Annotated in this window: 21 protein-coding genes; 3 read left to right on the top strand and 18 right to left on the bottom strand. The window is 74.1% G+C overall.

Going from position 1 to position 22,264, the window contains the following annotated elements; all coding sequences use genetic code 11:
* Positions 1 to 8 precede the first annotated feature (8 nt).
* From miaB to dapA, 10 genes are all read right to left on the bottom strand, one after another.
* Positions 9 to 1,520: a tRNA (N6-isopentenyl adenosine(37)-C2)-methylthiotransferase MiaB gene (gene miaB, locus BJ976_RS07445; RefSeq protein ID WP_135028369.1), complete on the bottom strand. Its 1,512-nt coding sequence runs from the start codon at positions 1,518 to 1,520 to the stop codon at positions 9 to 11.
* 16 nt (positions 1,521 to 1,536) lie between these two features.
* Positions 1,537 to 2,520, bottom strand: a complete 984-nt coding sequence (locus BJ976_RS07450) for a regulatory protein RecX (protein WP_229667128.1) — start codon at positions 2,518 to 2,520, stop codon at positions 1,537 to 1,539.
* A gap of 53 nt (positions 2,521 to 2,573) precedes the next feature.
* The gene (gene recA / locus BJ976_RS07455; protein ID WP_135028373.1) at positions 2,574 to 3,665 is read right to left on the bottom strand and encodes a recombinase RecA; all 1,092 of its coding nucleotides are present in this window, start codon (positions 3,663 to 3,665) and stop codon (positions 2,574 to 2,576) included.
* 204 nt (positions 3,666 to 3,869) lie between these two features.
* A complete protein-coding gene (locus BJ976_RS07460) occupies positions 3,870 to 4,088 on the bottom strand; it encodes a DUF3046 domain-containing protein (protein WP_135028375.1) in 219 nt (72 codons plus the stop codon).
* Positions 4,085 to 4,498: a helix-turn-helix domain-containing protein gene (locus tag BJ976_RS07465; protein ID WP_135028377.1), complete on the bottom strand. Its 414-nt coding sequence runs from the start codon at positions 4,496 to 4,498 to the stop codon at positions 4,085 to 4,087. The genes BJ976_RS07460 and BJ976_RS07465 overlap by 4 nt, the downstream gene beginning before the upstream one ends.
* Before the next feature lie 113 nt (positions 4,499 to 4,611).
* Positions 4,612 to 5,805, bottom strand: a complete 1,194-nt coding sequence (locus tag BJ976_RS07470; RefSeq protein WP_135028379.1) for a hypothetical protein — start codon at positions 5,803 to 5,805, stop codon at positions 4,612 to 4,614.
* Between the two features lie 25 nt (positions 5,806 to 5,830).
* A complete protein-coding gene (locus tag BJ976_RS07475; protein ID WP_135028381.1) occupies positions 5,831 to 6,418 on the bottom strand; it encodes a CinA family protein in 588 nt (195 codons plus the stop codon).
* Positions 6,415 to 7,056 (bottom strand): CDP-diacylglycerol--glycerol-3-phosphate 3-phosphatidyltransferase, encoded by a 642-nt coding sequence (pgsA, locus tag BJ976_RS07480; protein WP_260399313.1) that lies wholly within the window; start codon positions 7,054 to 7,056, stop codon positions 6,415 to 6,417. The genes BJ976_RS07475 and pgsA overlap by 4 nt, the downstream gene beginning before the upstream one ends.
* Complete coding sequence (locus BJ976_RS07485) at positions 7,053 to 10,340, bottom strand: FtsK/SpoIIIE family DNA translocase (RefSeq protein WP_135028383.1); 3,288 nt, start codon at positions 10,338 to 10,340, stop codon at positions 7,053 to 7,055. Before BJ976_RS07485 ends, pgsA begins: the two co-directional genes overlap by 4 nt.
* Before the next feature lie 80 nt (positions 10,341 to 10,420).
* Positions 10,421 to 11,338 carry a 4-hydroxy-tetrahydrodipicolinate synthase gene (gene dapA, locus BJ976_RS07490; RefSeq protein WP_135028385.1) on the bottom strand — a complete coding sequence of 306 codons (918 nt, stop codon included), beginning with the start codon at positions 11,336 to 11,338 and terminating at the stop codon, positions 10,421 to 10,423.
* A 138-nt stretch (positions 11,339 to 11,476) separates the two neighbouring features.
* Here dapA and BJ976_RS07495 point away from each other — a divergent pair, with 138 nt between their 5' ends.
* Positions 11,477 to 12,685 (top strand): heparan-alpha-glucosaminide N-acetyltransferase domain-containing protein, encoded by a 1,209-nt coding sequence (locus tag BJ976_RS07495; RefSeq protein ID WP_135028387.1) that lies wholly within the window; start codon positions 11,477 to 11,479, stop codon positions 12,683 to 12,685.
* A 16-nt stretch (positions 12,686 to 12,701) separates the two neighbouring features.
* Here BJ976_RS07495 and BJ976_RS07500 read toward each other — a convergent pair whose 3' ends face one another.
* From BJ976_RS07500 to BJ976_RS07510, 3 genes are read right to left on the bottom strand one after another with little or no spacing between them, the layout of a single operon-like run.
* Positions 12,702 to 13,208, bottom strand: coding sequence for a hypothetical protein (locus tag BJ976_RS07500; RefSeq protein WP_229667130.1), 507 nt, complete (start codon positions 13,206 to 13,208; stop codon positions 12,702 to 12,704).
* Positions 13,195 to 13,983 (bottom strand): 4-hydroxy-tetrahydrodipicolinate reductase, encoded by a 789-nt coding sequence (dapB, locus tag BJ976_RS07505; protein ID WP_135028389.1) that lies wholly within the window; start codon positions 13,981 to 13,983, stop codon positions 13,195 to 13,197. Before dapB ends, BJ976_RS07500 begins: the two co-directional genes overlap by 14 nt.
* A 26-nt stretch (positions 13,984 to 14,009) precedes the next feature.
* On the bottom strand, positions 14,010 to 15,326 hold the full coding sequence (locus BJ976_RS07510; RefSeq protein WP_135028391.1) for a M16 family metallopeptidase: 1,317 nt from the start codon (positions 15,324 to 15,326) through the stop codon (positions 14,010 to 14,012).
* Positions 15,327 to 15,371: 45 nt separating this feature from the next.
* Here BJ976_RS07510 and BJ976_RS07515 point away from each other — a divergent pair, with 45 nt between their 5' ends.
* On the top strand, positions 15,372 to 15,821 hold the full coding sequence (locus BJ976_RS07515) for a hypothetical protein (protein WP_135028393.1): 450 nt from the start codon (positions 15,372 to 15,374) through the stop codon (positions 15,819 to 15,821).
* Between the two features lie 84 nt (positions 15,822 to 15,905).
* Here BJ976_RS07515 and BJ976_RS07520 read toward each other — a convergent pair whose 3' ends face one another.
* Positions 15,906 to 18,170 carry a polyribonucleotide nucleotidyltransferase gene (locus BJ976_RS07520; protein ID WP_135028395.1) on the bottom strand — a complete coding sequence of 755 codons (2,265 nt, stop codon included), beginning with the start codon at positions 18,168 to 18,170 and terminating at the stop codon, positions 15,906 to 15,908.
* 307 nt (positions 18,171 to 18,477) lie between these two features.
* The gene (gene rpsO, locus BJ976_RS07525) at positions 18,478 to 18,747 is read right to left on the bottom strand and encodes a 30S ribosomal protein S15 (RefSeq protein WP_070639323.1); all 270 of its coding nucleotides are present in this window, start codon (positions 18,745 to 18,747) and stop codon (positions 18,478 to 18,480) included.
* Between the two features lie 176 nt (positions 18,748 to 18,923).
* Here rpsO and BJ976_RS07530 point away from each other — a divergent pair, with 176 nt between their 5' ends.
* On the top strand, positions 18,924 to 19,970 hold the full coding sequence (locus tag BJ976_RS07530; protein WP_229667132.1) for a CPBP family glutamic-type intramembrane protease: 1,047 nt from the start codon (positions 18,924 to 18,926) through the stop codon (positions 19,968 to 19,970).
* A gap of 7 nt (positions 19,971 to 19,977) precedes the next feature.
* Here BJ976_RS07530 and BJ976_RS07535 read toward each other — a convergent pair whose 3' ends face one another.
* The 3 genes from BJ976_RS07535 to BJ976_RS07545 are packed head-to-tail and all read right to left on the bottom strand — an operon-like array spanning position 19,978 to position 22,255.
* Entirely contained in the window at positions 19,978 to 20,823 is an 846-nt protein-coding gene (locus BJ976_RS07535) for a class I SAM-dependent methyltransferase (RefSeq protein WP_135028399.1), read from the bottom strand.
* Positions 20,816 to 21,802 (bottom strand): bifunctional riboflavin kinase/FAD synthetase, encoded by a 987-nt coding sequence (locus BJ976_RS07540; RefSeq protein WP_135028401.1) that lies wholly within the window; start codon positions 21,800 to 21,802, stop codon positions 20,816 to 20,818. The genes BJ976_RS07535 and BJ976_RS07540 overlap by 8 nt, the downstream gene beginning before the upstream one ends.
* On the bottom strand, positions 21,803 to 22,255 hold the full coding sequence (locus BJ976_RS07545; protein ID WP_135028402.1) for a hypothetical protein: 453 nt from the start codon (positions 22,253 to 22,255) through the stop codon (positions 21,803 to 21,805).
* Positions 22,256 to 22,264 lie beyond the last annotated feature (9 nt).

Genomic DNA, 22,264 nt, shown 5'->3' on the forward strand with positions numbered 1-22,264 from the left:
GGGTGTCCTCAGGCGCGCGGGCGCAGCGTGGGCATGCCGAGGCTCGTGGCGCCGGCGCCGCTGGGCCCGCCCGGGGACGGCACGCCGCAGGACTCGGCCTGGGCGCGGTCCCACGCGTCGCCGGCGCGGGAGCGGCGCAGGCGGTAGTCTGCGAGGTCCGGGTCGGCGACCGCGAAGTACGGGTGCGCCTCGGTGACGGTGACGGTGACGACGTCGCCCGGGCGGGGCGTGTCGGCCCCGGCCGGCACGGAGAAGTGCACCAGGCGGTTGTCCGGGGCGCGGCCGGCCAGGCGGCCGCGCTCGGCGCCCTTGGACCCGGTGTCGGCGGTGACGAGCAGCTCCTGGCGGGTGCCGACGAGCGTGCGCATCTCCTCTGCGGAGATCCGGTCCTGCAGGGCGACGAGCCGCTCGAACCGCTCCTGCACCACCGCCTTCGGCACCTGGTCCGCCATCTCCCCGGCCGGGGTGCCGGGCCGGATGGAGTACTGGAACGTGAAGGCCGAGGAGAAGCGGGAGGCCTCCACCACGCGCATCGTCTCCTGGAAGTCCTCCTCCGTCTCCCCCGGGAAGCCCACGATGATGTCCGTGGTGATTGCCGCGTGCGGGATGCGCTCGCGGACCTTCTCGAGGATGCCGAGGAACTTGGTCGAGCGGTAGGACCGGCGCATGTCCTTGAGGACCTTGTCCGAGCCCGACTGCAGCGGCATGTGCAGCTGCGGCATGACGTTGGGGGTCTCGGCCATCGCGTCGATGACGTCGTCGGTGAACATGGCCGGGTGGGGGCTGGTGAAGCGCACGCGCTCGAGCCCCTCGATCTGCCCGCAGGCCCGCAGCAGCTTGGCGAAGGCGCCGCGGTCCCCGAACTCCACGCCGTAGCTGTTCACGTTCTGGCCGAGCAGGGTGACCTCCACGGCACCGGCGTCCACGAGGGCCTGGACCTCCGCGAGGATCTCCCCCGGGCGGCGGTCCTTCTCCTTGCCGCGCAGGCTCGGGACGATGCAGAAGGTGCACGTGTTGTTGCAGCCCACGGAGATGGACACCCAGCCGGAGTGGGTGGAGTCCCGCTTGGTGGGCAGCGTGGACGGGAAGACCTCGAGGGACTCCAGGATCTCGATCTCGGCCTCGGCGTTGTGCCGGGAGCGCTCGAGCAGCACGGGCAGGGAGCCGATGTTGTGGGTGCCGAAGACGACGTCCACCCACGGCGCCTTCTTCTGGATGATGGCCTGGTCCTTCTGGGCGAGGCACCCGCCGACGGCGATCTGCATCCCGGGGTGGGCGTCCTTCACGGGGCGCAGGTTGCCGAGGTTGCCGTAGAGCCGGTTGTCCGCGTTCTCCCGCACGGCGCACGTGTTGAACACCACGAGGTCCGGCTGGGCCCCGTCCTCGGCCGGGACGTAGCCCGTGGACTCGAGCAGGCCGGAGATGCGCTCGGAGTCGTGCACGTTCATCTGGCACCCGAAGGTGCGGACCTCGTAGGTGAGGCCGTCGTGGGGGCGAAGGGTGAGATCCGTCAGAGTCACCGCACCATTCTAGGTGTCACCCGTCGAGCTCCCCGAGGACCTCCTTGACGACGCCGAACGCAAGCCCCGGCCCGTAGCCCTTGCGTCCCAGCATCCCCACGAGACGGCGGACGACCTTGTCCCGTTCGGCCCTCCCCTCGGGCCCGTCGGCGGCGGGGGTGGGCCGCCCGCGCATCTTCGCACGGACCAGCTCGCGCGCCGCCTGCCGCTCGTCCTCGGGCTCGATGGTCGCGAGGGCCTCCTCCGCGACGTCCTTGGCCACGCCCTTCTCGTGCAGCTCGCGGGAGATGGCCCGCCGGGACAGGCGCTTGCCACGGGCGCGACTGCGGACCCACACCTCGGCGAAGGCGGCGTCGTCCACCAGGCTGACCTCCTCGAACCGGTCGAGGACCCGCGCGATCAGCTCGGGCTCGGCCTGCCGCTCGGCGAGCTTGCGCTCGAGCTGGCCACGGGAGCGCGGGCCCATGGCCAGCTGGCGCAGGACGACCTCGCGGGCGGCCTCCTCCCTCTCGCGGGGCTCCTCCGGCAGGGGCGCCGGGCCGGGTCGGCGGCTGCGCCGACGGCGGGTCTCACCCTCCGCCGGCTCGTCCCGGGCACCGCCCCCGATCACCCGGGGGGCCGGTTCGGCCGGCGCGGCCTCGGCGGGAGCCCTCCGCGGGGTCCGGGATCCGGCAGAGCCGGTCAGGGCGGTCTCGCCCCGGGGACCGCGCTCCGTGCGCCTCATCCTCTTCCCGGCCGTCCCGGGGACCGTGGTCCACGGCAGGGGCACGGGGCCGGGACCGCCCGTGTCCCCGGCGTCCCGCGGGCGGCGCGCCGGGGCGGGCAGATCGCTCGCCCGGGTCAGGAGGACGCCGAGGTCCGCGGCGGCCGGCGGGGTCTGTTCCTCCGTGGCCGCGGCCTCGGGTTCGACGTCCTCCGTCTCCACCCCGGCCAGGTCGAGCCACAGGCGGGCGACCTCGGAGTCGAGGGCGTCATCGAAGACGGGGCCGGCCGTCCGCACGGCGTCCTGCCGTTCGGACGGACGGCCCCGTCCCCGAGGTCCCGCGCCGGCGGTCATCCGGCCGCGACGTCACCGGCCACGGCCTGCAGGGCCGGGGCCTCGTCCTGCTGCTCGTCCTCTTCGCCGGCCCCGCCGATGCCGAGCTTCGCGAAGATCCGCTGCTCGATCTCGACGGCCAGGTCCGGGTTGTCCTTGAGGAACCGGCGGGCGTTCTCCTTGCCCTGGCCGAGCTGGTCCCCGTCGTACGTGAACCAGGCGCCGGACTTCTTGACGATGCCCTCGTCCACGCCCATGTCGATCAGGCTGCCCTCCTTGGAGATGCCCTCGCCGTAGAGGATGTCGAACTCGGCCTGCTTGAAGGGCGGGGCCATCTTGTTCTTGACGATCTTCACGCGGGTGCGGTTGCCGACCGGGTTGCCGCCCTCCTTGAGGGTCTCGATGCGGCGCACGTCGATGCGGACCGAGGCGTAGAACTTGAGGGCCTTGCCGCCGGTGGTGGTCTCCGGGGAGCCGAAGAACACGCCGATCTTCTCGCGCAGCTGGTTGATGAAGATGGCGGTGGTGTTGGTCTGGTGCAGGCGGCCGGTCACCTTGCGCAGCGCCTGGGACATGAGGCGGGCCTGGAGGCCGACGTGGGAGTCGCCCATCTCGCCCTCGATCTCCGCCCGCGGGGTCAGCGCGGCCACGGAGTCGATGACCACGATGTCCAGCGTGCCCGAGGAGACGAGCATGTCCATGATCTCAAGGGCCTGCTCGCCGGTGTCCGGCTGGCTCACCAGCAGGGCGTCCGTGTCCACGCCGAGCTTGCGGGCGTAGACCGGATCCAGGGCGTGCTCGGCGTCGATGAACGCGGCGATGCCGCCGTTGCGCTGGGCGTTGGCCACCGCGTGCAGGGCCAGGGTGGTCTTGCCGGAGGACTCGGGGCCGTAGATCTCCACCACGCGGCCGCGCGGCAGGCCGCCGATGCCGAGGGCGACGTCCATGGCCACGGAGCCGGTGGGGATGACCTCGACGGGCGCCTGGGTCTGCTCCCCCAGACGCATGACGGAGCCCTTGCCGAACTGCTTGTCGATCTGCGCGAGGGCGGCATCCAGTGCCTTCTCACGATCCGTGGTCGCCTTCTCGGCGGCGGTCGCCTTGCTCATGGTTCACTCCTGGGTCTGATCCGTGCTCGCGCGGGTCCTCCCGCGGCTGCCTGATGTCTGGAGAGTACGGGCCGCGGCGGACACGTTAGGGGTCCCGACGGCCGGGCTGGGGATCGCCGAGTCCTCCCGGCACCTGTGCAGGACTCTACCCCAAGATTCGAACATGTGTTCGAGGTGCGCACTGTCGTCGGCGCCTCGCCCCGTTCAGCGCCGCGGTGGGATGTCCCGCCCGAGACGGCGGGACTCGGGCACGCCGTTGAGGTCGCACATCTCCCGCCACACCTCGCGCGGGTCCGCCCCGGTCGCGAGGGCGTCCGAGGCGGTGGCGTCGAAGCCCGGCAGGTGGAGGGTGTCGGCCATGAGCCCCGCCCGTGCGGGGCCGAACTCCTCCTCCATCAGGCGGCGGAACTCGCTGGCCCTCACGTCCGGGCGGCGAGGGTCCCGACCGGCGGGACGTCGTCGGCCGTCATCTCGGCCGGCACGGTGTCCGGAATCGCCACGCCCTCCTGGTCTGCGAGCCGGTCGGAGACCTCGCGCAGCAGGAAGGACATCGGGATCTCGAGGGCCTCGCAGATGGAGGCGAGCAGCTCTGAGGACGCCTCCTTCTGGCCGCGCTCGACCTCGGACAGGTAGCCGAGGGAGACGCGGGCGTCGTGGGAGACCTCGCGCAGCGTGCGGCCCTGGCGCTGGCGGACGTCGCGGAGGACCTCGCCGATCTCGTGGCGGAGGATGGGCACGGCGCGCTCCTTCAGCTCGGGGGCGGGCTGACGGCGCACGGGCTCGTCGCTCACCCAGCGGGTGACGCCGTTGGCATGGACGGGGTGTCGCATCATGTGTGCTCGGGGCTCCTGGTGCTGGCCGACCGGTCCTGCGGGAGGGTGTCCCCCGCCGGTCCCGGGCGCGCGATGATCTTGACTCGTTCAGGACAACGCACCGGGGGCCGCGGTCATTCCCGCGGGGTTGATCCGTCCGGTCCGTCGTCCCCGCCGTCGTCGGCGAGACGCCGCCGCTCCAGCTCACGCCGGGAGTAGGTGGCCGTGCGGATCCGTTCGGCGTCGTCGAAGCCGGCGCCCACGGCGCCCGCCATCGTGCCCATCGACGTGGACAGCCACACCAGCCGCATCATGTCCGCCCACCCGGCGTCCTCGTTCAGCTGGGCGGAGAGGTACGGCATCGGGATGATGACGGTCGCCACCACGGCGAGCACGGCGAACAGGGCGGCATACAGGGCGGAGCAGGCGAGGCCCACCGTCGCCAGGGTCGAGAGGTTGTCCAGGGCGGGACGCCCGCCGTGCCGCCCGCCGCGGACCCACAGGCCGTTGGTGGTGGTCAGCCAGAGGACCAGCATGATGACCGCCAGCGCGCTCACCCCGGTCAGGCGGGGGGTGGACATCTGGTTCGACAGGCTCCAGATGGAGCCGAAGAACACGCCGTAGGCGCCCGCCGCGCCCGCGGAGGCCACCGCCCACTTCATGCCTCGCGCGAGGCGCAGGGGGCGGTTGGCCGCCACCATGCCCAGCAGGAGTCGCAGCGTGCCTCCAGGGCCCTTGACGAACACCGTGGAGAGATCCGGGTGGCGACCCGATCCGTGGAGCTCCGTGTCCGGCACGGGCGTGATGTGCTCTCGCCCGACCCCCTCCGATGCCTCGCCGTCGGACTCGGACACCTCCATCTCCACGTCCGGCGCGGGCACCGCGTCCATGTACTCCAGCACCCGCACGACCGTCTCCTCGAGCCGCGACCGCGTCCGCAGGACGCCGAGCGCCGGCACGCACACGGAGGCGGCGCGACGTCCGGGCAGCACGTCGGCGAGCACGCCGCGCCCCTCGTCGAACCGTGGCAGGTCGACGACGGCCACGACGGTGTCCCAGTCGTTCTCCTCGGCCAGGCGTGCGGCCTCGCCGTCCAGGACGAGGTGTCCGTCCGCGCTCACGGGGAGCACCTGCCGGCGGGCCTCCACGCTCCATCGGACCTCGTCCTCATGCCGCTCCGCGAGGCGGTCCGGCAGGGTCTCGGCGACCTCCTGGGCCAGCGTCCACGGGACTCCGGGATCGGCGATCAGGCCGACGCGCCGTTCGTCGACGCCGCCGTGACGCCCGGCATCCCGGTCCGACGAGGCGGGGACGGGGTGGGAGGGCACCCGTCAAGCGTAGGGGACCGGCGGATCAGGGGCCAGGAACACCCGCCAGGAGCGCCTCCAGCAGTGTCATGGCGCGCTCCACGGTCCCGCCGCGCACCGCTGCCCGGTCCCCCGCCAGGTGCAGCTCGACGCCGAGCGCTGCACCCTCGTCGTCCTCGCTCAGCTCGGCCGGGGCGGCGAGCGCCCGCAGGGCCGGAGCCAGTGCGGGCGCCACGGCGAGGCCGAGCATCACGGTCCCCACGGAGCGCCCCTGGTGCGGCTCGGGACCGGCCACCCCCGTGGTGGCCACGCCGACGTCGGCGCGCAGGGCCCGCCTCGCGCCCGCGGCCATCTGACGGGCCACCTCCGGGTCCACGGCTCCGCGGGCGGCGAGCAGCTGCGCGTCCACGCCCAGCAGGTCCGCCTTCACATGGTTCTGATAGGCCACGACACCGCCCTGCAGCACGGCGGAGGCGCCGGGGACGTCCGCCAGGGCGGCCGCCACCATCCCCGCGGTGAGGGACTCCGCGGTCGCCACCGTCAGGCCGAGCTCCGTGCCACGCGCGACGACGGCGCGAGCCGCGGCGGACGCGTCGGCCCCGCTCGGGTCGGCCCCACCGCCGGGGCCGGTCACCCCACGCCCCCGTGCGCGGCCAGCCAGTCCCGACGCAGCCGGACCGCGTCCCGCATGTACTCGAGGCCCGTCAGCACGGTCAGCACCGTGGCGGCACCGATCACGGTCCAGCCCAGCCACGGCCACCAGCCGCCCACCACGGGGGTGAGGGGCATGAGGAGGAGGCCGATGCCCACGGCCTGCAGGACGGTCTTGAGCTTGCCGCCCCGGCCGGCCGGCATGACGCCGTACCGGATGACCACGAACCGCATGAGCGTGATGCCCCACTCGCGCACCAGGATCACGGCGGTGACCCACCACCACAGCTCGCCGAGCAGGGAGAAGAGCACCAGCGCGGACCCCGTGAGCAGCTTGTCCGCGATGGGGTCCGCGATCTTGCCGAAGTTCGTCACCAGGCCCCGGGCACGGGCGATGTCCCCGTCGAGCTTGTCCGTGTACATGGCGACGACGAAGAGCACCACCGCGGTCCAGCGCGCCGCGGTGGAGTCGCTCCCCCACGGGCCGCCGGCCCACATCGCCCACACGAAGAACGGCACCATGACGATGCGCAGGCCCGTGAGGACGTTGGGGAGGTTGAACTCGGAGGTCTTCTCCGCCGCGGCAGGAGTGCCCGCGGGGCGGTCGCCTCCCCCGGTCAGCGTCCGGTCAGCTGCCACGCGTCCTCCGATCCCTCGTCGTCGTCCTCATCGTTCCAGCTCCGCGCGGCGGGGCGGGAGTCCAGGTCGTCCCCCACCATGTCGCCCGAGGACCACCGGTCCGGACCATCACCGGCGGTCGGGGCCGTGGCGGCGGGCGCGGCCGGTGCCGCAGGGGCGGCGGCCTGCGAGGGCGGGGTGTCGCCGCTGATGGTGGCCAGCACGTCGGCGAGGTCGTCGGGCTTGACCAGCACGTCCCGGGCCTTGGAGCCCTCGGACGGGCCCACCACGGCTCGGGACTCCATGAGGTCCATGAGCCGGCCCGCCTTGGCGAAGCCCACCCGGAGCTTGCGCTGCAGCATGGACGTGGAGCCGAACTGGGTGGTGACCACGAGCTCGACCGCCTGCAGCAGCAGGTCGAGGTCGTCGCCGATGTCCTCGTCGATGACCTTCTCGGACTTCTCCGGCACCACGTCGTCGCGGTACTGGACCTGCATCTGCGTCTTCACGTGCTCCACGACGGCGTGGATCTCGGACTCGTCGACCCAGGCGCCCTGCACGCGCATGGGCTTGGACTTGCCCATGGGCAGGAACAGCGCGTCGCCCTGGCCGAGGAGCTTCTCCGCCCCGGGCTGGTCGAGGACCACGCGGGAGTCGGTCACCGAGGAGGTGGCGAACGCCATGCGGGAGGGGACGTTGGCCTTGATCAGGCCGGTGACCACGTCCACGGAGGGTCGCTGCGTGGCGAGCACCAGGTGGATGCCGGCGGCACGCGCCAGCTGTGTGATGCGCACGATCGCGTCCTCCACGTCCCGCGGGGCGACCATCATCAGGTCGGCGAGCTCGTCCACGATCACCAGCAGGTACGGGTAGGGGCGCAGCACCCGCTTCGAGTCCGGCGGCAGGGTGACCTGGCCGGCCCGGACGGCGCGGTTGAAGTCGTCCACGTGCTTGAACCCGAAGGCGGCGAGATCGTCGTACCGGGTGTCCATCTCCTTGACCACCCACTGCAGGGCCTCCGCGGCCTTCTTGGGGCTCGTGATGATGGGGGTCACCAGGTGGGGCACGCCCTCGTAGGCGGTGAGCTCCACGCGCTTGGGGTCCACCATGACCATGCGCACCTCGTCCGGCGTCGCGCGCATGAGGATCGAGGTGATCATCGAGTTCACGAAGGAGGACTTGCCCGCGCCGGTGGCACCCGCCACGAGCAGGTGCGGCATCTTGGCCAGGTTCGCGACGACGTACCCGCCCTCCACGTCCTTGCCGACGCCCATGACCATGGGGTGGTCGGTGCGCTGGGCGGCCTGGGAGCGCAGGACGTCGCCGAGGGCGACGACCTCCTTGTCCGTGTTCGGGATCTCGATGCCGATGGCACGCTTGCCCGGGATGGGGCTGAGGATCCGGACCTCGGAGGAGGCCACCGCGTAGGCGATGTTCCTCTCCAGGGCGGTGACCTTCTCCACTTTGGTGCCCGGAGCGACCTCCACCTCGTAGCGGGTCACCGTGGGACCCCGCGAGAAGCCGGTGACCTGCGCGTCCACCTTGAACTCGGTGAACGTGGTGGTCAGGGCGCGGACCACGCGGTCGTTGGACTCGGTGCGCTCCTTCGGCTGCGGGCCCGCCGGCAGCAGGGAGGACTGCGGCAGGTCGTAGATGCCCTCCCCGTCCAGGGTCTCCTGGGCGCTGCGGGCGGGTTCGTGGAAGACCTCCGGGACGGGCTCGGGACGGCTGACCGAGGGCACCGCCGGCGCGGGCTCAGCCTCCTGCTCGGGCTCAGCCGGGGCCGGGGCGGTCGAGGCGGGCGCGGCGGGGGCCGAGGCCTGCGGACGGTCCTCGTCGGACTCGCCTGAGCTCCCGTCGGCGGAGGGCGGCGCCTGGCGCTGCGCGGACTCCCGCACGGAGCGGGCGTGCTCGCGGACCTGCTCGAGCGCACGGTCGGCCGCGGTGGGCCGCCGCACGCCGGGCGGCAGGGCGGGCCCGTCGTCGGCCGGCTGGGCGTCGGCGTCGTCGGCCCGGTCGACGTCGTCGCCGTCCTCGTCCACCCAGGGGTCGAAATCGTCGTCGGGCTCGGGACGGCGGCGGCCGCCGGCGGCGGCCTCGGCGTCGAACACGTCCATCGCGGCCGCGTGCCGCGGGCGGGTGCGGCGCCGGGGCGACGGGGCAGGGAGAATTTCGGTGGGCTGGTCCCCGGCGGCGTGGGATCCGGCCGCGGAGGGGTCCGCCGACGCGGGGGCCTCCTCGATCACGGCCGTGTCGTAGGCGCGGGTCCCGCGGACGGGCGCGGCGGGGGGCTGCTCCCGGTCTCCGCCGCGGCCGAGGAGGCGGGCCAGCAGCCCGGGCCTCCTCTCCCTCCGCGCCGGCGCGATGTGCGCGCCGTGGGCGGTGCGCGGGGTGTCCAGGTAGGACTGGTCGTGGTCCGGGTGGGTGCGTCCCTGCGAGCGGTCCTCGGAGAACAGGTCCAGGTCCTGCTGATCGCCCCGGTGCTCCGCGCCGGAGGCCTCACGACGGGCGCGGCGGGCCTCCGCCCGCTCCTGTCGGCGGCGCTCCGCCCCCTCCGCGTCCTGGCCCGTGAGCCAGACGTAGGCCCCCCGGAGGCGGGACCCGATGGAGCCCACGGGGGTGGCCGTGAGCACCAGCAGGGAGAACACCGCCAGCGCGAGCATCAGGATCCACACCGGCACCGCCGTCAGGAGGGAGGCCAGGGGGACGGTGGCGAAGTAGCCCACCATGCCGCCGGCGCGCAGGACGTCCTCGAACGCCGCGGCCGCCGAGGGCAGGCCGCCCACCAGGTGGGCGATGCCGCTGCCGGCCACGGTGGCCAGCAGCAGGCCGATCACGATGCGCCCGTTGTCCCGGTGGCGGGTCGGATGGCGGAAGCAGCGGACCGCGACCACGGTCAGCACGACCGGCACGAGCAGGGCGAACCAGCCGACGGTGCCGCCGACCACGGAGTGGACCACGCGCCCCACCGCCGTGTCCCGCAGTCCCCACCACTCGATCGCGGCGACGAGCGCGGCGATCAGGATCAGGAGGAGCCCGGTGCCGTCCCGGCGGTCCTCCCGCGGGATGCGCACGTCGGGTCCGGCCTTGCGCACGGCGGCGCCCACGGGGGTGGCCAGGGCCATCCACGCCGTGCGCAGGGCGCGCACGAACGCGGGCTGCTGATCGCGGTCGGAGGTGGCGGCGGACGCGCCCTTCCCGGAGGAGCCCTTCACGGACCGGGCGGAACCGGACCGGGGCTTCGACGAGGAGGACGACGACCGCGCGGGGGAAGTACGGGTCGCCATGGATCCAACGTACCGTGCGCCCCGGACACGGTGGGCACGGGGGCGGGGCGTGCGCGGCCCGGCCGGAGGCACACGACCGGTCAGAACCGGATGCCGGCCTCCGCGAGGTCGGCGCGGATGGCGTCGAGCTCCGCCGCCGTGGCGCGGACGAGCGGCAGGCGCACCGTGTCCGTGGGGATGACGCCCTGGGCGGCGAGGACGGCCTTCGAGGCGACCGCGCCCTGGACATGGCCCATGATGCCGCGCTGCACGGGGTCGAGGGCGTAGTGCGCGGACCGGGCCGCGGCGAGGTCGCCAGCGTGGACGGCGTCCACGAGCTCGCGGTACAGGCCGGGGGCCACGTGGGCGGCCACGGACACGACGCCGACGGCGCCCAGGGCCATGAGCGGCAGGGTGGCGCCGTCGTCGCCCGAGTACAGCTGGAGGTCCGTGTGGGCCAGCACCGTGGTGGTGGACTGCAGGTCGCCCTTGGCGTCCTTGAGGGCCACGATGTTCTCGTGCGCCGCGAGCGCGATCAGGGTCTTCGGCTCGATCGGCATGACGGAGCGGCCGGGGATGTCGTACACCATCACGGGCAGCCCGGCCGCGTCGGCGATCGCCTCGAAGTGGGCGCGGATGCCGGCCTGGTTGGGCTTGTTGTAGTACGGGGTGACGATCAGCAGGCCGTCGACGCCGGTCTCGGCGGCCCGGCGGGAGAGCTCCACGGAGTGGGCCGTGTCGTTCGTGCCGGTGCCCGCGATCACCTTCGCCCGGTCCCCCACCGCCTCCACCACCGTGCGGAACATGGCGAGGTTCTCCTCGTCCGTGAGCGTGGAGGTCTCGCCCGTGGTGCCGGTGACCACGAGGCCGTCCGCACCGCCGTCCACGAGGTGCCGGGCCAGGGCCGCGGCCGCCTCCAGATCGACGGCGCCGTCCCGGTCCATCGGCGTCACCATGGCGGGCACGACGGTGCCGAAGGGCAGGTCGGACGGGTTCACGGGTCCAGGCGCGGCAGTCATGGGGCACACCCTACCTGCGAGGATGGTCCCGTCCCCGTGTGCGGCGGGCCTGCGACGCCGGGCGTCCCCACACGTCGCGACCCGCCCCCGGCCCTCCGTCCCGCCGCGCCCGGCGCGGCCCCGTCCCCCGAGGTTTCCATGCCCGTCCTCCCCCACCGGCTGACCGGGGTCGACGCCGCCCGCGGCGTCGCCCTGCTGGGGCTCGCCGCCGTCCACGTGACCGATCCGGCGACCGCGGCGGGCCACCCCGATCCGCTGCACCTCGTGTTCTCCGGCGGCGCGGCCGCCCTGTTCGTGACGCTCGCCGGCGTGGGCCTGGCCCTCGCCGCGGGCGGCCCCGAGCCCGTGCCGGCCGCCGCGGCCGCCGTGCTGCGCCGCCGCACACTCCGCCGTGCCGGAGTGCTGTTCGTGCTCGGGCTGGCGTGCGGGGCGCTGGGCACCCCGGTCGCCGTGATCCTGTGCCACTACGCGCTCCTCTTCCTCCTCGCCCTGCCGCTGCTGCGGCTGCGCGGCGGGGCGCTCGCAGCCCTCGCGGGGGCCTGGCTGGTCCTGGGGCCGGTGCTCGTCTTCGGGCTGCGGGCCGCCGGTCAGGCGATGCTCGGCCGGGAGGAGTTCCTGCAGGGGGCGCGCCTGTGGACCTCCCCCGCCCCGACGGATCTGGCCACCCCCGCCCTGCTGCTCACCGACCTCCTGGTGACCGGCTACTACCCGGTCCTGTCCTGGGGCGCCTTCCTGGTGGCCGGCCTGGCGATCGGGCGGCTGGACCTGCGCGCCCCGCGGACGGCTGCTCTCCTGGCCGTGGGGGGCGTCGGGGCGGGGGCGGCGGCCCTCGGGGTCGGGGCGGCCGTGCGCGGGGCGGACGGCGTGGTGGCGCGGATCGCGGCGGCGACGGGCGCCGCCCCGGAGGAGCTGGACACGACCCTGCTCACGGGCGAGCACCGGCTGGCGTGGCTCATCCCCGACCCGCTGTGGCTGGCGCTCGCGACCCCGCACGGCGGGTCCCCGCTCGAGGCCGTCCGGGCGCTGGGCTGGGCCGTGGCCGTGCTGGGCCTCTGCCTGCTGCTGTCCCGTCGGCGCGGACGCGCGCCGGGCGCCGGGGTGCTGCCCGGCGTCGGGCGCCTCTCCCTGACCCTCTACGTGGGGCACCTCGTGCTGCTGGGGGCGCTCATGGCCGCCGGTGTCCCGTTCCGCGGACTCGCCGCGGCGGCCGTGCTGTGGATGCTCTTCCTCGCGGCCGGGTGGGCGGCGGCGCGCACGGGCGCGGACGGACCCCTCGAGTCGGGCATGCGCTCGCTCGTGCGCCGGGGGGAGGACGCGCGCCCCGGCGTCGCCCCGGGCCCGCACTGAGCGCGGCCCCGGGGCGTCAGCGGGCCCGGTGCAGGCGGACGGCCTCGCGGGCCGCGGCGCGGGCCCTCGTGCGGTCCCCTGCGGCCGCGTAGGCCAGGGAGAGGCGGTAGCGGGCGCGCCAGTCCCGGGGCGCGGCGCGGACGGCGTCGGCGAACCCCGCGAACTGGGCGTCGGCGGCGGCACGGTCGATCCGCCCGCCGGGCGAGCGCGGCAGGTCGTCCTCGGGGAGTCCCCCCTCGGCCTCGAGGATCGCCGCGAGGCGCTCCGTCTGCAGGCCGAACAGCAGCTCGCGGCCGATCAGTGCCAGGCCGAGCGCCACCACCACGATGACGGACACACCGATGACGACGGGCAGCGCGCCGCCCGCCCCGATCAGGGCGACGGCCGCGCGGACCACGAAGAACGCGAAGAACAGCGTGAGCAGCACGACGAACGCCACCCACAGCTTGGAGCGCAGGGTCGCCCCGGCGGCCGGGGAGGCGGGCACGGTGCCGGCGTCGTCGGCGCGGTCAGTCGAGCTCAAGGACGCCGTCCAGACCGTAGGTGAGCCCCGGGCGCGAGGCCACGGTGCGCAGGCCGAGGACCACGCCGGGCATGTAGGCGCCGCGGTCGAAGGCGTCGTGGCGGACGGTCAGCTGCTCGCCGGGCCCGCCCATCAGCACCTCCTGGTGGGCCTCGAGGCCGCGCAGGCGCACCGCGTGCACGTGGACCCCGTTCACGACGGCGCCGCGCGCCCCGTCCGGGTCCCGCTCGGTGGCGTCCGGGGACGGGTCCACGCCGGCGGCGGCCCGGGCGTCCCCGATCATCTCGGCGGTGCGGACCGCGGTGCCCGAGGGGGCGTCCAGCTTGGCGGGGTGGTGCAGCTCGACCACCTCCACGGACTCGAACCAGCGGGCGGCCTTCGCCGCGAACGCGGAGGCCAGCACGGAGCCCACCGAGAAGTTCGGGGCGATCAGCACGCCCACCCCGGGGTGCTCGGCCAGCTGCGCCTCGAGGGCCCGGCGGCGCTCGGCACCCCAGCCGGAGGTGCCCACCACCGCGTGGAGGCCGTGCTCCACCGCGAAGGCCACGTTGTCCGGGGAGGCGTCCGGGACGGTGAGGTCCAGGAGGTGCGTGGCACCGGCGTCGAGCACGGCCTGCAGCGGGTCCCGCGAGCCCAGCTCGGCGACCAGCTCGAGCCCGGCGGCCTCGCGCACGGCGGGCACGGCGTGGCGGCCCATCTTGCCGCCGGCGCCCAGGATCGCCACGCGCGGCACGGCGTCCGCGGGCGCGGGGGTGGTGGGGGTGGTCTCGCTCATGTGCTCAGCCTACGCGCGTGGGCGGCTCAGGCCGGGGCCACGACGACGCGGGCCCGCTCCCCCTCGGCCAGGCGGGCGGCCACCGCGCGGACCTGCGCGGCGTCCACGGCGCGCACCCGCGCGAGGGAGGCGGACAGGTCCACGAACTCCCCCGTGACCAGCTCGGCCCGGCCCAGCCGGGACATGCGCGCGCCGGTGGACTCCATGCCGAGCACGGTGCCGCCGCAGATCTGCCCGTGCGCGCGCTCGAGCTCCTCGCCGGTGACCTCCTCCACCGCCATGCGCTCGAACTCGGCCGTCATGAGCGCGGCCACCTCGTCCACGCGCTCGGGCTGGCACCCGGCGTAGAGCCCGTAGTAGCCGGCGTCGGAGTAGCCGGCGGAGAACGCGTACGTCGAGTACGCCAGTCCGCGCTTCTCGCGGACCTCCTGGAACAGGCGGGAGGACATGCCGCCGCCGAGCACGGACATCATGACCCCGAGCGCGAACCGGTCCGGGTCCGTGGTGGACAGGGAGCGCCCGCCGACGATCACGTTGGCCTGCTCCACCGCCTTCTCCACCGTGTGGACGCCCGGGCGCACGCGGGCCGCGGCGGCCGCGGCGGTGTCCACGGTCCGGCGGGGCGCGGGAACCGCGCCCCGCCGCAGGTCCCAGCCCGACTGCTGGAGGGCGGAGAGCACGAGGCGGCAGACGTCGTCGTGGTCCAGGTGGCCGGCGGCCGTGATGACCAGCTCGTCCGGGCGGTACCAGCGCCGGTAGTGGTCCATGACATGCTCGCGCGTGACGGCGCGGATGGTCTCCGGGGTGCCGCCGATCGGCCGGCCCAGCGGGTGCCCGTCCAGCACGACGCCGGCCAGCTCCTCGTGGGCCACGTCCACCGGGTCGTCGGCGTCCATCGCGAGCTCCTCGAGGATGACCCCGCGCTCGGTCTCGAGCTCGTCCGGGTCGATCAGGGAGGAGGTGACCATGTCCGTCAGCACGTCCACGGCCATGGGCAGGTCCTCGTCCAGGACGCGCGCGTGGTAGACCGTGGACTCCTTGGCCGTGCCGGCGTTGGACTCGCCGCCCACCCGGTCGAACGCCACGGCGATGTCCATGGCGCTGCGCGTGGGCGTGCCCTTGAACAGCAGGTGCTCGAGGAAGTGGGTGGCGCCGTACCCCTCGGGCGACTCGTCCCGGGAGCCCACGGCCACCCAGTAGCCGATGGTCACGGAGCGCTGGTCCGGCATGGACTCGGTGAGCACGCGCACCCCGCCGGGCAGCACGGAGCGGCGCACCTCGGACCCGCTCTCGGCGGCGAGCACGCCCTCGAAGTCCAGCGGGATCTCTCGGAGCACAGTCATGCCCGCCATTGTGTCAGCAGCGGAGCACCCGGTTGACTCCACCCCATGAGGCCCGACCGCCCCGGCTCCGCGTCCGCCCGCCCGTCCCGACCCGTCCTCGCCCTCCTGATCCTGCTCGGTGGCCTGCTCATCTTCCTGACCCAGGGGCTGGTACCGCTCGTCGTCGACGACGGCCTGGCCGCCGTCCACTCACCCGCCGACGTGGTTCCCCGGGCGGATCCGGTCTCTCTCGGCGGCCCCGTCGGCTGGACGGTCGCCATGGCCGTCCTCATGCTGCCCCGCCGGCGCGCGCACCCGCTGACCAGCACGCTCGTCGGCCTGGCCGCCTACGTCGCCGGCCTGGCCCTGGCCTTGATGGCGCTGGACGAGTCGACCCGCACGGGCGGATGGGGGTTCGGCTGGGACGTCGCGTTCTTCGTGCTCATGCTCACGGGCGTCTGGGTGCCCGCCCTCGTCGTGAGTCCGGCCCTGGCTCTGCTCACACGCCGCCGCTGAACCGACGACGGCGCCCCGCCCCTCACGCGGAGGGACGGGGCGCCGTACGGTGCCGGGCGGGTGGGGCCGCCGCGGCGGGCGGGATCAGGCCTCGAGGCCCGAGGACTCCAGCGCGTCGGCCGTCTCGGCCTGGGCGGCGTCGTCGTCCGCCACCACCGGGGCGAGCGACAGCTTGCCGCGGTCGTCGATCTTGGTGATCTCCACCTGGACCTTCTGGCCCACGCCGAGCACGTCCTCGACGTCCTCCACGCGCTGGCCCTCGTTGAGCTTGCGCAGCTCCGAGATGTGCAGGAGGCCGTCCTTGCCCGGGGTGAGCGAGACGAACGCGCCGAACGAGGTCAGCTTCACCACGGTGCCGAGGTAGCGCTCGCCGACCTCGGGGACCTGCGGGTTGGCGATCGCGTTCACGGCGGAGCGCGCGGCCTCGGCCGAGGCGCCGTCGGTGGCGCCGATCAGCACGGTGCCGTCGTCCTCGATGGTGATGTCCGCGCCCGTGTCGTCCTGGATCTGGTTGATCATGGCGCCCTTGGGGCCGATGACCGCGCCGATCTTGTCCACCGGGATGCGCACGGAGATGATCCGCGGCGCGGTGGGGGCGAGCTCGTCCGGCTGGTCGATCGCGGCCTCGAGGACCGAGAGGATGTGCAGCCGGGCCTCGCGGGCCTGGGTCAGCGCACCGGCCAGCACGGAGGCGGGGATGCCGTCCAGCTTGGTGTCCAGCTGGATGGCGGTGACGAACTCGGACGTGCCGGCCACCTTGAAGTCCATGTCGCCGAACGCGTCCTCGGCGCCGAGGATGTCGGTCAGCGCCGCGTACTGGGTCTGGCCGTCCACCTCGGCGGAGACCAGGCCCATGGCGATGCCGGCCACGTGGGCGCGCAGCGGCACGCCCGCGTTCAGGAGGGACAGGGTGGAGGCGCACACGGAGCCCATCGACGTGGAGCCGTTGGAGCCGAGGGCCTCGGAGACCTGGCGGATCGCGTAGGGGAACTCCTCACGCGAGGGCAGCACGGGCACCAGGGCGCGCTCGGCGAGGGCGCCGTGGCCGATCTCGCGGCGCTTCGGGGAGCCCACGCGGCCGGTCTCGCCCGTGGAGTAGGGCGGGAAGTTGTAGTGGTGCATGTACCGCTTGGACTCCGTGGGGGCCAGCGAGTCGATCTGCTGCTCCATCTTGAGCATGTTGAGCGTGGTCACGCCCATGATCTGGGTCTCGCCGCGCTCGAAGATCGCGGAGCCGTGCACGCGCGGCAGCACCTCGACCTCGGCGGTCAGCTTGCGGATGTCCGTCAGGCCGCGGCCGTCGATGCGCACCTGGTCCTTGAGGATGCGGCGGCGCACGATCTGCTTGGTCAGGGAGCCGTAGGCCTTGGCGATCTCGCCGCGACGCTCCGCGAACTCCTTGCCCTCGCCCGCGAGCTCCTCGATGACCTCGAGGTGGTACGCGTCCGAGGCGGCCTCGCGCTCCTGCTTATCGCCGATCGAGAAGATCTCGGTCAGACGGTCCGTGGCGAGCTTCTCCACCGCCGCGTAGGCGTCATCCTCGTAGTCCGTGAAGACGGGCACCTCCACCGGGTCCTTGCCGGCGCGGGACACCAGGTCCGCCTGCGCCTCGCACAGGGTGCGGATGAAGGGCTTGGCGGCCTCGAGGCCCTCGGCCACGACCTCCTCGGTGGGGGCCTGGGCGCCGCGGTCCTTGATCAGCTCCCACGCGTTGTCGCCCGCCTCGGCCTCGACCATCATGATCGCGACGTCGTCGCCCACCACGCGGCCGGCCACGGCCATGTTGAACACGGCGTCCTCGAGCTGGGAGTGCTTCGGGAAGGCGACCCACTGGCGCTGGCCGGAGCCGTCGTCGATCAGGGCCATGCGCACGCCGCCGATGGGGCCGGAGAACGGCAGGCCGGAGAGCTGCGTGGACAGCGAGGCGGCGTTGATGGCCACCGTGTCGTAGATCTCGTCCGGGGCGATCGAGGTGACGGTCACGACGACCTGGACCTCGTTGCGGATCCCCTTGGTGAAGGCCGGGCGCAGCGGACGGTCGATCAGGCGGCACGTCAGGATGGCGTCCGTGGACGGCCGGCCCTCGCGGCGGAAGAAGGAGCCGGGGATGCGGCCGGCGGCGTACATGCGCTCCTCGACGTCCACCGTCAGGGGGAAGAAGTCGAAGCCCTCGCGGGGGCTCTTGCCCACCGTGGTGGCGGACAGCATCGACGTCTCCTCGTCGATGTACACCATGGCGGCGCCGGCGGCCTGCTGGGCGAGGCGGCCGGTCTCGAAGCGGACGGTGCGGGTGCCGTGGCGGCCGTTGTCGATGACGGCTTCGGCGAACGTGATCTCAGGACCTTCCATGGGGTCCCTCCTTTTCAGACAGGACCGACCCGCGTGCGAGGCCGTCGACCTGGTCTTCGATCGAGGCCCTCGGACGGCCCCGCGCATGGCGGGGCTCCGGGAGCCACTGTCGAGGACCGCGATCCGACGGGGCGGGGCGATCGGCGTGCCCGCGCGGACGGCGTCCGGCGCGGAACGGGTGTTCGGTGGTGGACGCGCCGCCGGGAGCAGCGCGCCTTCCTCCAGGGTAACGACCGGAGGCGGGGAAGACGAAGGGCGGCGCCCCGCGGGGATCACTCCCCGCCGTGGGCGCCGCCCTCCGGCCGGCTCACTTGCGCAGGCCGAGGCGCTCGATCAGCGAGCGGTAGCGCTCGATGTCGGTGTCCTTGAGGTAGCCCAGCATGCGACGACGACGACCGACCATGGCCATCAGACCGCGGCGGGTGTGGTGGTCGTGCTTGTGCTCCTTGAGGTGCTCGGTCAGGTCCTTGATGCGACGCGACAGGACCGCGATCTGCACCTCGGGGGAGCCGGTGTCGCCCTCGTGGGTGGCGTACTCCTTGATGATCTGCTGCTTCACAGCGGGATCCAGGGCCATGGCAGGCCTCCTTCTCTGTGGTACCGCGAACACGGGCCGCGCACACCCCGCAGGGCGCACGACGGGGCCTCTCCACCGCGGACTGCAGCGAGGCCTGAGGGGTGATCCTATCAGCTGAGCCGGATTCATCCCTGCGGGGGAGGCCGATCTCCCCGGGCCGTCCCTAGTCTGTGTGCGTGACCACGACGCCTCCCCCGCCGCCGGCATCCCCGGCCGCCTTCCCCACGCCCGCCCCCTCCCCCGCGCCCTGGCCCGCACCGGCCTCCGCCCCCGCCGCGCCCCTGGACCTGCCGCTGATCGGCCACACCTACCCGGAGCTGATGCGCACGCCGCGCGCCCGCTGGTGGAACCCGCTGGCGTCCCTCGGGATGGTCGTGGCCGGCGTCACCGCGGTGTCGGTCCTGCTCCTGGTGCCCATGGCGCTCGTGCTGTTCGCCCAGCTGGATCCGGAGGAGCTGTGGTCCGAGGCCGGCCCCTCCGAGGCCGCCTTCGAGCTGGCGTTCTTCTCCGCGCCCATGGTGCTGCTCAACAACCTGCTGCTGGCCGCGCTGATCGGGGTGGCGCTGCTCGCCGTCCTGGTGGCGCACCCGGTGCAGGCCCGCTTCCTGCACTCCGTGGAGGGGCGGGTGCGCTGGCGCTGGCTGCTGCGCGCCCACCTGGTGCTGCTCCCGCTGTTCGTCGTGTACATCCTGGGGGCGTGGCTGCTCGACGGCGCCCGCGTCCTGCCCCGCGCCGAGGACTGGGTGTGGCTGCTGGTGATGGCCTTCCTGCTGACACCCTTCCAGGCCGCCGGCGAGGAGTACCTCTTCCGCGGCTGGGTGATGCTGGCGATCGGCGCATGGATCCGCCGCCCCGTGGTGACCGTGGCGGTCTCCGCCGTGGTGTCCGCCGTGGCCTTCGCCCTGGCCCACGGCTCTCTGGACCCGTGGATCCTCCTGGACCTGGCCGTCTTCGCGGTGGCCGCGGTGATCCTCACGTGGCGCACGGGCGGCCTCGAGGCGGCCGTGGCCCTGCACGTGGTGAACAACGTCGTGATCATCGTGTTCGGCTCGCTCACCGGCCTGGACAAGGAGAGCTACGTGACGGACTCCGCCCAGGGCGACCCGTTCGCCACGGCGCTCTCCGCGGCCGTGGTCACGCTCGCCACCGTGCTGCTGATCTGGCAGGCCAAGCGGGCCGGCGTCGAGCGCACGGTGCCCGCCGCGGTGGGCGCGCGCCCCTGAGCCCGCGTCAGGGCCGGGCGGCCCGCCACGCCACGGTCACATAGGGCAGGGCGATCCGCTCGTCCGCCCCGTGGCCGAGGTGCTCGTGGAGATACCAGGCCAGGTTCGCCGTCATCCGGGCGCGGACCTGCTCGTCCGCCCGCAGCCAGGACGCGCGGGAGGCCATGAGGGCGTGCAGCCCGGCCGGCGTCGTGGTGTCCTGCCACGACCAGGCGGCGTGCTCCTCCGTCCCGAAGGGCACGGCGAACCGGCGGCGCTCCGGGTGCACGGCGTGCACGTCCCCGGCGTGCATGATCCGGGTGAGCCGGTGCACCCACGGCACCGTGACGTCGAGCTGGTTCCACACCGCCGCCAGGCGTCCGCCCGGGCGCAGCACCCGGGCGGCCTCCGTGGACGCCGCCCGCGGGTCCATCCAGTGCCAGGCCTGGGCCGCCACCACGACGTCGGCGCCCGCCGCCGGCAGGCCGGTGGCCTCCCCCGTGCCGGGGACGGCGCGGACGCGGCCGCCGGAGCCGGCGACGACCTCGCGCTCCAGGACTGCGCGCATGGGCGAGGAGGGCTCCACCGCTGTCACCGTGCGCACCCGTTCGGCCGGGCACGCCGCCAGCAGGCGGGTGAACAACCCCGTCCCTGCGCCCGTCTCCACGACATCCCGGCCACGGTCGGACTCCCCGCCGGGCATCCCCGCGAGCACCCAGTCCACCGCCTCCGCGGGGTAGGACGGCCGGACGGCGTCGTAGTGCTCCCCCACGGCCGCCCCGCCGAGTCCGAACGCGTTGGGCGCGGCACGGTCCGGCCGGGCGGTGCGGCGCGGCAGGTTCGGGGTCGGCCGGTCCGGGGCGGGCTCAGGCACGGCCGGGCGGCTGCGGCGCGGCGTCCAGGATCGCGCGTGCCTGGTCCACGTCCTGATGCATCTGCGCGACCAGCTTCTCGACGCCCTCGTAGGCCACCATGCCGCGCAGGCGCGCCACGAACTCGACCTCGACCAGCTGGCCGTAGAGGTCGAAGTCCTCCACGCGCTCGACGGGGCGGTCGATCACGTGGGCCTCCACCACACGGGCCACGCCCTCGAACGTGGGGTTGGAGCCGATCGAGACGGCCGCCGGCCAGGCGGTCCCCTCGGCGTCGTGCAGCCAGCCGGCGTACACGCCGTCCGCGGGGATCATGCCCGCCACGTCCGTCTGGAGGTTGGCCGTGGGGAAGCCCAGCTCGCGGCCCCGGGCGAACCCGTGGACCACCTGGCCGGCCACCACGTGGTTGCGGCCGAGCACGTGGGCCGCCTGGGCCACCTCCCCGTCCGCCAGCAGCTCCCGGATCCAGGTCGAGGAGCAGCGGCGCGCGTCGCCGTCGCCGTCCTCCGCGGGCAGGTCGTCCACGGCGGCCACCGCGAAGCCGTGCTCCCGGCCGAGGCGGACCATCTCCGCGAAGTCGCCGGCGTTGTCCTTCCCGAACCGGACGTCCCGGCCCACCACCACGGCGCACGCCCGCAGGCCGCGCACGAACAGGGAGAGGACGAACTCCTCGGGCGTCTGCGCGGCGAAGTCCAGCGTGTAGCGCTGCAGGAACAGCGCGTCGATCCCGGTCTCGGCGAGGAACACCGCGCGCTGCTCGGGGCTGAGGATCTCCTCGTGCGGGGCGTCCGGCTGGTGCACCACCCGGGGGTGCGGGGTGAAGGTCACCGCCACGGACATGGCGTCCTCGGCCCGGGCGAGCTCCACCACGCGCCTCAGCACGGCCCGGTGCCCGCGGTGGACGCCGTCGAAGTTGCCGAGCGCCACGACGGTGCGGGGCAGGTCCGTCGGGACCTCCGTCATCGAGTTCCAGACCTGCATTCAGCGCTCCTCACGGGACGCGGCCGCGTCCGATCGATCCGGACGGTGCGCCAGCAGCCAGGCCAGGCCCACCAGCGGCAGCACGAGCGGCACGTACCCGTAGCCCGCGCCGAAGCGGGACCACACGGTCTCGTCCGCGAACAGTCCCGGGTCCAGGACGGTCCACAGGCCCACGCCCACGACGCCGGCCAGCTCCACCAGCACGGCCGCCAGGGCCACGCGCCACGCGCCGGGCCCCGAGCGGGCCAGGGACAGCGTGGCCACGACGTAGACCACCGCCGCGAACGCGGAGAGCAGGTACGCCACGGGGGCCACGTCGAACTGGCTGAGGATCTGGAACAGGCTGCGGGCGAACGCGGAGAGCGCGAACACGGCGTAGACCATCACGAGGATGCGGCCGAGCCCCTGGTTGCGCGCGGGGCGCGTCGGCGTCGCCGTCGTGCTGGATGCCATCGCGGACTC

The organism is Micrococcus flavus, from assembly GCF_014204815.1.
GTDB lineage: Bacteria > Actinomycetota > Actinomycetes > Actinomycetales > Micrococcaceae > Micrococcus > Micrococcus flavus.